Source organism: Streptomyces sp. NPDC058373, assembly GCF_042723275.1.
Taxonomy (GTDB): domain Bacteria; phylum Actinomycetota; class Actinomycetes; order Streptomycetales; family Streptomycetaceae; genus Streptomyces.
Window position 1 is genome coordinate 1 of the sequence record NZ_JBHXJE010000012.1, and the last position, 10707, is coordinate 10707.

Sequence of the window (10707 nt, forward strand, 5' to 3'; positions counted from 1 at the left end):
CGTTGGTGCGTCGGCCCGTGGTTTCACGTGAAACACGATGTTTCACGTGAAACATGGCGTCGATGCCCTCACTGTCCCTAATGGGGCGTGATGCCTCCCGCGAAGGAGACCCGTCCCCGTGCGACGGACCACCGTCCTCGCGGTGAGCCTCGGCCTCTGCGCCGCCCTCACCGCCACCCTCCCGGCCACCGCCGACACCCCCGCCGCCCCGGCCGCCGCGTCCTCCGCCGCCGAGGAGGCCACCGAGGCCGTCTGGCTGGACGCCCGCACCGTCGCCTGGCCGCGCGCCGCCTCCACCGCGAGCGCCCGCCTCCTCGCCCCGGCGAAGGACGCGGCGGGCCGGGACCCGGCCGCGATACGCCCCGGTCCCGGCACCCGCGAACTGCGGCTCGCCCCCGCCCGGCTGACCGCCGCCCAGCAGAAGAAGTTCCCGCACCTCGCCGCGTACGACGCCTGGCGCGTCGATCCCCGCGACCGGCGCCTCGCCGCCGACGCCCTCCGCGGCCGCCTCGTCGCCCAGCAGCGGGCCGCCGACGGGACGGTCACCACCGCCACCGCCGTGCAGACCGCCGGCGTCCTCGACGACCTGTACGCCGACGCCGCCCAGCGCCGCCCGCTCGGCGCCACCTTCGACCGCACCGGCCGCCCCACCCTCGCCGTCTGGGCACCCACCGCCCGCCGCGTCACCCTCGACCTCGAAGGCCGCACCGTCCCGATGCGCCGCGACGCCGCCTCCGGCGTCTGGTCGGTCACCGGCGAACGGGCCTGGAAGGACCGGGAGTACGCCTACGACGTCACCGTCTACGCGCCCGAGGCGGGCCGCACCGTCACCAACACCGTGACCGACCCCTACTCCGTCGCCCTCACCACCGACTCCCGCCGCAGCCTCGTCACCGACCTGGACGACCCGAAGCTCGCCCCGCCAGGCTGGAAGAACCTCCGCAAGCCGAAGGCCGTCCCGCCGCGCGACGCCCAGATCCAGGAACTCCACGTCCGGGACTTCTCCGTCTCCGACCCCACCAACGCCCACCCCGGCACCTACCGCGCCTTCACCGACCGCGACAGCGACGGCGCCCGCCACCTGCGCCGCCTCGCCGACGCCGGGACCACCCACGTCCACCTGCTCCCCGTCTTCGACATCGCCACCATCCCGGAGAAGGACGCCAAGAGCCCCGACTGCGACCTGGCCGCGCTCCCCGCCGACTCCCCGCGCCAGCAGGAGTGCGTCACCGCGAGCGCCGCCGAGGACGCCTACAACTGGGGGTACGACCCGCTGCACTACACCGTGCCCGAGGGCTCGTACGCCTCCGACCCCGAAGGGCCGGGCCGCACCACCGAGTTCCGAGAGATGGTCGGCGCCCTCAACCGCGACGGGCTCGGCGTCGTCATGGACGTCGTCTACAACCACACCGCCGCCTCCGGCCAGGCCGACACCTCGGTCCTGGACCGGATCGTCCCCGGCTACTACCAGCGGCTCCTCGCCGACGGCTCCGTCGCCGACTCCACCTGCTGCGCGGGCACCGCCCCCGAGAACGCCATGATGGGCCGCCTCGTCGTCGACTCCGTCGCCACCTGGGCCAAGCAGTACAAGGTCGACGGCTTCCGCTTCGACCTCATGGGCCACCACCCCAAGGCCAACATGGTCGCCGTCCGCAAGGCCCTCGACGCGCTCACCCCGGCCCGCGACGGCGTCGACGGCAAGCGGATCATCCTCTACGGCGAGGGGTGGACCTTCGGCGAGGTCGCCGACGACGCCCGCTTCGTCCAGGCCAACCAGGCCAACATGGCCGGCACCGGCATCGCCACCTTCTCCGACCGCGCCCGCGACGCCGTCCGCGGTGGCGGCCCCTTCGACGAGGACCCCGGCGTCCAGGGCTTCGCCTCCGGCCTCTACACCGACCCCAACGACTCGCCGGCCAACGGCACCCGCGCCGAACAGCGCGCCCGGCTCCTGCACTACCAGGACCTGATCAAGGTCGGCCTCACCGGCAACCTCGCCGACTACCGCCTCACCGACTCCACCGGCCGCCGCACCACCGGCGCCGGGGTCGACTACAACGGCGCCCCCGCCGGCTACGCCGAACGCCCCGGCGACGCCCTCGCCTACGCCGACGCCCACGACAACGAGACCCTCTTCGACGCCCTCGCCTTCAAGCTGCCCGCCGGCACCCCGGCCGCCGACCGGGCCCGCATGCAGATCCTCGCGATGGCCACCGCCACCCTCTCCCAGGGCCCCGCCCTCTCCCAGGCGGGTACCGACCGGCTCCGCTCCAAGTCCCTGGACCGCAACTCCTACGACAGCGGCGACTGGTTCAACGCCCTGCACTGGGACTGCCGCCAGGGCAACGGCTTCGGCCGGGGCCTGCCGCCCGCCGCCGACAACCAGGACAAGTGGCCGTACGCCAAGCCGCTGCTGACCACCGTCTCCGTCGGCTGCGCTCAGATCGAGGCGAGCGCCGCCGCCCACCGCGACCTGCTCACCCTGCGCGCCACCGAGCCGGCCTTCTCGCTGCGCACCACCGCCGAGGTGCAGCGCGCCCTGAGCTTCCCGCTCTCCGGCCCCGCCGAGACGCCCGGCGTCCTCACCATGCGCCTCGGTGAGCTGGTCGTCGTCCTCAACGCCACCCCGGACGCCCAGGACCAGCGCGTCACCGCCCTCTCCGGAACCCGCTACGCCCTCCACCCCGTCCAGGCCCGCGGCTCGGACCCGGTGGTCAAGCAGGCCGCCTACGACCGGCGGACGGGCACCTTCACCGTGCCCGCCCGCACCGTCGCGGTCTTCCGCGCCGGCTGACCGGGCCCCGCGACGCGGGCGCCCTCACTCCACGGGAGCGGGGGCGCCCGCCGCCAACTCCGCGGGGATCAGGCCGATCAGCCGCACCACGAGATCCCCGAACGGGCCGTCCGGCGGCTCCTGCACGAGGATGCGGCGGACCACCTCCGCCATCTGCTCGTCGTAGGCGGCGGCCACCGCCACCAGCGCCGCGAAGTCGTGCACCAACTGGAGCTCCAGTGCCGCCCGTTCGGTCCTGCGACCGTCCAGCCACAGCAACGCCGTCGACTCCGCCAGCGACACCCAGGAGCGCACCACCAGCTCCAGCCGCGGCGGCACCGCGGCCAGCTCCAGGTGCGACACGATCTGCTCGTACGCCGCCTGCCGCACCGAGTCGATCAGCGCGGTCGCCGCCGACGACGAACCCGGGTCGCCGCTCACCGACTGGGCCGGCCCGCCTCGCATCAACGCCGAGAAGCCCGGGCCGTGTTCGTCCACGAAGTCGAAGAACCGGCCCATCACCCGCAGCAGCCGGGCCCCCAGCGGACCCTCGCGCGGCTCGTCGAACCGCTGCGCCAGATCCTCGGCGGCCCGGCGCAGCGCCGCCTCGTACAGGCTCGTCTTGCCCGGGAAGTAGTGGTAGACGAGGGGCCGCGAGATCCCGGCGGCCGCGGCTATCTCGTCGATGGACACCTCATCGGGGGAGCGGTTGCTGAAGAGCTCCAGCGCTACACCGATGAGCTGCTGCCGCCGCTCCTCGACACCCATTCTGCGGCGCGTCCCGGTCGTCATACCGAACAGACTACCGACCTGGGGGAGTCGGCAGCGTTGCCCCGCATCGACTCCGGCACCGGCCGGCGGGTCCGCGCTCTCCTCACCTACCTGAACCGGGGGTGTGGAGAGCCGGGCCGGGGCCCCTCAGAGGTCCAGCACGATCCGCCCGCCCCGGGACCGGGAGACGCACAGCAGCATCGCCCCGTCCCGCTCCTCGTCGGCCAGCAGCTCGTCGCGGTGGTCGACCTCGCCGGACACCACCTGCTGGCGGCAGGTCCCGCAGAACCCCTGCGCGCAGGAGTAGGGCGTGTCCGGGAGCTCGTCGCGGACCGCCTCCAGGACCGTGCGGTCGGCGGGGACCGCCACCGTCCGGCCGCTCCGGCGCAGTTCGACCTCGAAGGGGACGTCGCCGCGCGCGGCCGAGGGGCGGCCCGCCGGGCCCCCGGCGAACCGCTCGGTGCGCAGGTCGCAGCCCTCGGGCAGGGCCGCCTCGACCGCCGCCATCAGCCCTTCGGGACCGCAGCAGTAGACGGTGGTGCCCTCGGGCGTCCCGGCCAGCGCCGCCGCCAGGTCGGGCCGGCCGCTCTCGTCCTCGGGCGCCAGGGTCACCCGCTCGGGGCCGCCCAGCTTCTCCGCCTCGTCGGCGAAGGGCATCGAGGCCCGGGTGCGGCCGCCGTACACCAACTTCCAGTCGGCGCCCGCCGCGTGCGCCGCCCGGACCATCGGCAGCAGCGGGGTGATGCCGATGCCTCCGGCGACGAAGACGTAGGCGGGGGCGGCGGCCAGCGGGAAGCGGTTGCGGGGGCCGCGTACCGTCACCTGCGTGCCCTCGCGCAGCTCCCGGTGGAGCTCCAGCGAGCCGCCCCGGCCGCCCTCGGCCGCGTCGATCAGCCGGGCCGCCACGGTGTACGCGCCCCGGTCGGCCGGGTCGCCGCAGAGTGAGTACTGCCGGACGGTCCCGGAGGGCAGCACCAGGTCGAGGTGGGCGCCCGGCTCCCAGGCGGGCAGCTCCGTACCCTCCAGCCGGAGCCGCACCACGCCCTCGGCGGGGGAGTCCCGCCGGGCGACGCGCAGGGTCAGCGCGCGGGTGCGCGGACGGCCCGAGACCGGCTCCTCCAGGGCGGGCAGCGGCCACAGCGGCGAGCGGCGGATACGGGCCCGCAGCGCGCGCCGGACCAGGACGGCGGCGCCCGCCGCGAGGACGGCGGCGCGCAGCCGGGCCATCAGCGGCCGCCCTTCGGGGCGTCGGGCGAGGCGGCCCGCTCGGCGGCCAGGGCGGCCGGGGAGGAGGCGAGGTAGGCGACGGCCTGCTCCGTGCTGCCCTCCTGCGAGGGGTGGTAGTCGCGGCGCAGGTACGTCGGGACGGACTTGAGGATCGCCCCGGTGCTCGGCAGCATCCCGGCCCGGCCCTTCCGGTAGAACTCCGTGAAGCTGCCCTTGCCCTCCAGCAGTCGATGGCGGCGATCAGCGCCACCCGCTCCATCAGCCACCACCGCCGGGCCCGCCCGGGCGGCAGCGTCCGGTCGCCGAGCATCTTCTCGAACATCCAGTCCACCTGCGCGGTGTACGGCGTCGGGTCGAGCCCCTGCTCCCGCAGGTGCGGCAGCACCTCGTCGTGGGCCTGCGCGTGCGTCGCCTCCTGGCCGATGAAGCCGATGACGTCCTCGCGCAGCTTCTCGTCTTGGATGTACGGCAGGACCTGCTGATAGACGTGGACGAACCAGCGCTCACCGGCGGGCAGCAGCAGATGCAGCACGTTGATGGTGTGCGTGGTGAACGGATCGCCCGGCACCCAGTGCAGCGGCGTCTCCTCCCAGGCGAAGGAGACCTTGCGCGCCTTCAGCGGGGTGTGCTCCGAGGCGACCGGGCCCGCGCCCCTCGTCGTATTAGGCATGGCGTCAATGTACTTTCGGGTAAGTCCGCTGCCCAGACCCCTGCGCCGCCTTTCTCACCCGTCCCTGACCGGCCAACTCCCCGCCCCCGCCGAACCGGACGCCGGAAACCGGCTGCGCCCGCCGGCAACCGTGTGCGACAGTCCTCCGCCGTGGACGCCGACACCGATACCGACACCGACACCGCCGCCCCGCTCCTGCGTCGGGCCCGCGCCGCCGACGCCGCACTCCTGGCCGAGGTCTGGCTGCGCTCCTTCGCCGCCGCCCTGCCGACCGTCCGCAGGGCCCACGACGACGAGGCGGTACGCGGCTGGTTCGCCCACCTCGTCACCGGGTGCGAGACCTGGGGCGCCTTCACCCAGGAGCGCGCCGTCGGCCTCCTGGTGCTGGACGGCGGCGAGGTGGAGCAGCTCTACCTGGCACCCGACTGGCGCGGCCGGGGCCTGGGCGACCGCCTCGTCACCCTCGCCAAGGAGCGCCGCCCGGACGGGCTCGGCCTGTGGACCTTCCAGGTCAACGCCCCCGCCCGCCGCTTCTACCGACGTCATGGCTTCACCGAGGCCGCGCGCACCGACGGGGCCCGCAACGAGGAGCGCGAGCCGGACGTGCGGTACGTCTGGCAGCCGTAGCCAGGCCCCCGGGCCTCACCCGCGTCCGAGCAGCACCGCCTCCTTCTCCTCGGGCAGCCCCACCACCGGCCGGTCCGGGCGCTGCGGCGCGACGCCGCCCGGCAGCGCGGAGAGCCACGCCCAGGTGCCCCGTACCGTCTCGGCCACCGGGCGGCAGCGGAGCCCGGCGGCCAGGGCCTTCGACACGTCGCTGCCGTGCATCGCCGCGTGGTCGGGGCCGTCCGGCGGGAGCCACACCGGCAGCTCCAGCCACGGTTCGACACCCGCCGCCAGCACCGCCTCCGGCGCCAGCCAGCGCAGCGCGGCGCCGGAGCCGGTCACCGCCACGCAGGCGTCGAGGAGTTGGCCCATGGTGGCGAAACCGGACGGGCTCTGGGCGGGCCCGGTTCTGCTGCTGGGAGATCTCCTCAGTCGCGGGCGGCGGAGGGTGTGTACTTGTAGCCGACCCGGCGCACCGTCTGGATGGAACGCCGGTACTCGGCGCCGAGCTTGCGGCGGAGCCGGGCGATGTGGACGTCCACGGTCCGCCCGTCGCCGACGTGGCCGTACCCCCACACGGTGGTGACGAGCTGGTCGCGGGTGTGCACCCGGTGCGGATGGCGGACCAGGTGGGCCAGGAGCTCGAACTCCAGGTAGGTCAGCTCCAGCGCGCGGCCGTCCACGAAGGCGGTCCGCCGCACCGCGTCGACCCGCACCGGATGGCCCTCGCCCGCCGCCGGCGCCTCCTCCCGCGGGGGAGCGGCCGGGGCCGGCTCGGGCACAGGCGGCGCGGCGGGCGCCTCCCCGGCCGGGACCAGCACCAGGTAGCCGATCATCGGCGGCCGGCCGGGCAGCGAGGGCAGGGTGTGCGGGGGAGCGGGCAGCCAGGTGGCGCCGGGCGGCAGCAGGGCCGTGACCTCCGCCGGGGGCGGGGTCTCGTCGCGGTCGACGGCGCGCAGGCGGTGGCGGGTCAGGGGCGGGCGCCCCTCGCTCCGGCCGCCCGCGGCGGGGGCGAGGGCGGCCGCGGTGGACGCGGTGGACGCGGTGGACGTACGGGTGTTCGCCATGGTGGAGTCAGCTCTTTCGCGCGGAGGGGGGATCGGGACCGTCATGGCGAGGGCCGTCCGGAGGGACGGGCCGAGGGCCTGACGGGATGTCCGTGCGCGGGCCGAAGACCGGGGTGAGCGGCGTTCAGAGGGCCTGCGCGGTCACGCGCGGCAACACACCCGGTCGAAGTCGTGGTGCTGACGGGACGGCCAGAACGGTTCGAGGTCGCAACGCCCCGTGGTGGTGTACTGGTAGCCGACCATGGAGCCATTGAAGCACGGGCACGCCCCGCGCAGCAGCCCTCCTGGACACCTTGTCCACCCCCTGATACGCCGCCGTCCCCGTGCGGCAACGCCGACAGGGGCGCCCGCCGTTCGGCGGACGCCCCTGCCAGGTGGTCGTGGAAAGCGCGGATCAGACCTGACCGGCCTTCTCCAGCGCGGTGCAGCAGGTGTCCACGATGAGGCGGGTCACCACGTACGGGTCGACGTTGGCGTTGGGGCGGCGGTCCTCGATGTACCCCTTCTGGTCCTGCTCGACCTGCCACGGGATGCGGACCGAGGCGCCGCGGTCGGAGACGCCGTAGCTGTACTCGTTCCACGGGGCGGTCTCGTGCAGGCCGGTGAGCCGGTCGTCGATGCCCGCGCCGTAGTGCTTGACGTGGTCCATCGGCTTCGAGCCCTCGCCGAGCGACTCGCAGGCGGTGATGATCGCCTCATACCCCTCGCGCATCGCCTTGGTGGAGAAGTTGGTGTGCGCGCCCGCGCCGTTCCAGTCGCCCTTGACCGGCTTCGGGTCGAGGGTCGCGGAGATGTCGAACTCCTCGGCCGTGCGGTAGAGCAGCCAGCGGGCCACCCACATCTGGTCGGAGACCTCCAGCGGCGAGAGCGGGCCGACCTGGAACTCCCACTGGCCGGGCATGACCTCGGCGTTGATGCCGGAGAGGCCCAGACCGGCGGCGAGGCAGTGGTCGAGGTGCTTCTCGACGATCTCGCGGCCGAAGATCTCGTCGGCGCCGACACCGCAGTAGTAGCCGCCCTGCGCGGCGGGGAAGCCGCCCTCGGGGAAGCCCAGCGGGCGGTGGCCGTCGAAGAAGGTGTACTCCTGCTCGATGCCGAAGACCGGCTCCTGCCCGGCGAACTGCTCGGCGACCGGGCGCAGCAGGGCGCGGGTGTTCGACTCGTGCGGGGTCATGTCGATGTTGAACACCTCGCAGAGCACGAGGATGTCGTCGCCGCCACGGATCGGGTCCGGACACTGGAAGACCGGCTTCAGCACGCGGTCCGAGGAGTGGCCCTCGGCCTGGTTGGTGCTGGACCCGTCGAAGCCCCAGATGCCCGGCTCGGCACCGTCGGCGAGGATCTTGGTCTTGGACCGCAGCTTGGCGGTCGGCTCGGTGCCGTCGATCCAGATGTACTCAGCCTTGAAGGTCACGAACGCCATCCTTTGCGGGTGCTGCGGGCTATAGCGGGCAGCCTGCCAACGCCCGATGTCGCGTCCGTTGCCCGGGTGTGAATCCCGTGTAACCCGCGCGGGCGTGACCGGAGCCGGAGCCTCGGCGTGCTTGCCGGAAGCCCGGGGCCGAAGCTGCCGATCCGCACTGCGGGGCTCCGGTGGCCGCCCAGGCGCGTCGCCGCCCCCGTGCGCCGGGTGAGCGTGACCGGGTCTCGCGTCTGAGGCCGCCCCGCCGGGCACACTGGCCCCATGAGCGCAGAGAACAGCCGTACCGGTACGCCAAGGACCCGGGTCGCCCTGCTCGGCACCGGCCCCTGGGCGCGGTCCACGCACGCCCCCGCCATCGCCGCCCACCCCGGCACCGACCTCGTCGGGGTCTGGGGACGCCGCGCCGAGGCGGCGGCCGAGCTGGCCGGGGTGTACGACGTGCCCGCGTACACCGGGGAGGACGGGCTCGGGGAGCTGCTCGGCGAGGCCGACGCGGTGGCGATCGCGCTGCCGCCGGACGTGCAGGCGCCGCTCGCCGTGCGGGCCGCCGAGGCCGGGTGTCACCTGCTCCTCGACAAGCCGGTGGCCACCACGGTCGCCGGGGCACGGGAGGTGGCGGCGGCCGCCGAGGAGGCCCAGGTGGCCTCGGTGGTCTTCTGCACGCTGCGCCTCGCCCCGCCCACCGCCGCCTGGATCGCCGAACAGGCCGAGCGCGGCGGCTGGTTCACCGCCCGCGCCCAGTGGCTCGCGTCGCTCTTCGCGCCGGGCTCCACCCACGCGTACGCCTCGCCGTGGCGCAAGGAGAAGGGCGCCCTGTGGACGTGGGACCGCACGCGCTGTCGGTGCTGATCCCCGTCCTCGGCGACGTCACCGCCGTCACCGCCGTCCCCGGCCCCAACGGCACCGCCCACCTGGTGCTGCGCCACACCTCGGGCGCCTCCTCCACCGCCACCCTCGGCCTCGGCGCCCCGACCGCCGCCGCGGGCGTCGAGATCGCGCTCTACGGCGAGCACGGCACCGCCGAACCGCCGCGCTGGGGCGAGTCGCCGGTGGCCTACGCGGCCGCGCTCGACGCCCTGCTGGAGGCGGCCCGCACCGGCCGCCCGCACCCCTGCGACGCGCGGTTCGGGGTCCGCCTCACCGAGATCCTCGCCGAGGCCGAGGCCCAGCTCGCCTGAGCCGGCCGGGCGTGGCCAGGCCCCGGTCCGCCCCCGCTCCAGCGCCTCCCGCACCGCCTCCTCGCTGCGGCCCCACCACGGCCGAGCCGTCGTCGGCGGTGACCAGGGGCCGCTGGAGGAGGCGGGGGTGGGCCGCGAGCGCGGCGACCCAGCGGTCCCGGGCGGCCTCCTCGCGGGGCCAGGCGGCGAGGCCCAGCTCCTTCGCCTCCGGCTCCCCGGTCCGGGTGATGTCCCACGGCTCCAGCCCGAGCCGCCCCAGCACCGCGCGGATCTCGCCCTCGGTGAGCACGTCCTCCAGGTACCGCCGCACGGTGTAGGAGGCGCCCTCGGCGTCGAGCAGGGACAGGGCGCCGCGGCACTTCGAACAGGCCGGGTCGATCCAGATCTCCATGCGCCCACGTAGCCGGTACGGCCTCTCCCAAACCTCCTGAACACCCCGCCTGTTCGAATCCGGCCAACCTCCGCCGGACCCCGTCGGACAGTGCCTGGCCAGGGATGATTGTCAGTCCACGGCAGTAGAATTGACACAGTGTTCGAGGGAAGCCGGGGGGTTTCCCGAACCGACAGGAGGATGCCCGTGGCCGTGCTCCACGCAACCGAATCCCTGCCGACCGTCGCGCCCGCCGACCCGTCCGCCCAGCAGCCGTACGCCCCGCTCGCCAAGCGCCGCCTGCCGGCCGGGCGGCCCCGCGAGTGGTACGTCCGGCACAACCGCCGCCTCAAGGCCATGCGCCTGGCCATCGCCCTGCTCGACGCGGGCGCCCACGGTCCGGGATACGTCCACGACCGCACCATCCGGGCCGCCGCCGTGCGCCTCGGTATCCACCCGCCGTCCACCGACACCTGCCGGATGGTCCGTCGGCTGATGCACTACCCGCGCTGACGCGGACGCGGCGGGGCCCGGGCCCCGCGTTCGACCCCCGCCCGGGGCCCGCGCGGCCCCCCGCCCGCGGGCCGCCCGCGGTAACGGGCCCCCCAGTGTTGTGTAGGAC

General features: G+C 74.8%; 7 protein-coding genes and 4 pseudogenes. 4 read left to right on the forward strand and 7 right to left on the reverse strand.

Going from position 1 to position 10707, the window contains the following annotated elements; genetic code table 11:
* Positions 1-118 precede the first annotated feature (118 nt).
* The gene (gene pulA, locus ACFWMZ_RS10270) at positions 119-2794 is read left to right on the forward strand and encodes a pullulanase-type alpha-1,6-glucosidase (protein ID WP_383200722.1); all 2676 of its coding nucleotides are present in this window, start codon (positions 119-121) and stop codon (positions 2792-2794) included.
* Positions 2795-2818: 24 nt separating this feature from the next.
* Here pulA and ACFWMZ_RS10275 read toward each other — a convergent pair whose 3' ends face one another.
* From ACFWMZ_RS10275 to ACFWMZ_RS10285, 3 genes and pseudogenes are all read right to left on the reverse strand, one after another.
* Positions 2819-3565, reverse strand: coding sequence for a TetR/AcrR family transcriptional regulator (locus tag ACFWMZ_RS10275; RefSeq protein WP_383200725.1), 747 nt, complete (start codon positions 3563-3565; stop codon positions 2819-2821).
* 126 nt (positions 3566-3691) lie between these two features.
* The gene (locus ACFWMZ_RS10280; RefSeq protein ID WP_383200728.1) at positions 3692-4771 is read right to left on the reverse strand and encodes a PDR/VanB family oxidoreductase; all 1080 of its coding nucleotides are present in this window, start codon (positions 4769-4771) and stop codon (positions 3692-3694) included.
* A pseudogene (locus tag ACFWMZ_RS10285) lies at positions 4771-5441 on the reverse strand (metal-dependent hydrolase). Before ACFWMZ_RS10285 ends, ACFWMZ_RS10280 begins: the two are co-directional and overlap by 1 nt.
* A 150-nt stretch (positions 5442-5591) precedes the next feature.
* Here ACFWMZ_RS10285 and ACFWMZ_RS10290 point away from each other — a divergent pair.
* On the forward strand, positions 5592-6068 hold the full coding sequence (locus ACFWMZ_RS10290; RefSeq protein ID WP_383182379.1) for a GNAT family N-acetyltransferase: 477 nt from the start codon (positions 5592-5594) through the stop codon (positions 6066-6068).
* 15 nt (positions 6069-6083) lie between these two features.
* Here the strand turns inward: ACFWMZ_RS10290 and ACFWMZ_RS10295 are convergent.
* The 3 genes and pseudogenes from ACFWMZ_RS10295 to glnII form a co-directional block, all read right to left on the reverse strand.
* Positions 6084-6440 (reverse strand): annotated as a pseudogene (locus ACFWMZ_RS10295) (reductase); the annotation flags it as partial.
* Between the two features lie 35 nt (positions 6441-6475).
* Positions 6476-7114 (reverse strand): winged helix-turn-helix domain-containing protein, encoded by a 639-nt coding sequence (locus tag ACFWMZ_RS10300; protein WP_383200731.1) that lies wholly within the window; start codon positions 7112-7114, stop codon positions 6476-6478.
* Between the two features lie 394 nt (positions 7115-7508).
* Entirely contained in the window at positions 7509-8528 is a 1020-nt protein-coding gene (glnII, locus tag ACFWMZ_RS10305; protein WP_383182427.1) for a glutamine synthetase, read from the reverse strand.
* A 270-nt stretch (positions 8529-8798) separates the two neighbouring features.
* Between glnII and ACFWMZ_RS10310 the strand changes: the two are divergent.
* Positions 8799-9715, forward strand: a pseudogene (locus ACFWMZ_RS10310) (Gfo/Idh/MocA family protein).
* Positions 9716-9742: 27 nt separating this feature from the next.
* Here ACFWMZ_RS10310 and ACFWMZ_RS10315 read toward each other — a convergent pair.
* Positions 9743-10106, reverse strand: a pseudogene (locus tag ACFWMZ_RS10315) (ArsC/Spx/MgsR family protein); the annotation flags it as partial.
* A gap of 186 nt (positions 10107-10292) precedes the next feature.
* Between ACFWMZ_RS10315 and ACFWMZ_RS10320 the strand changes: the two are divergent.
* Entirely contained in the window at positions 10293-10598 is a 306-nt protein-coding gene (locus ACFWMZ_RS10320; RefSeq protein ID WP_383182383.1) for a hypothetical protein, read from the forward strand.
* Positions 10599-10707 lie beyond the last annotated feature (109 nt).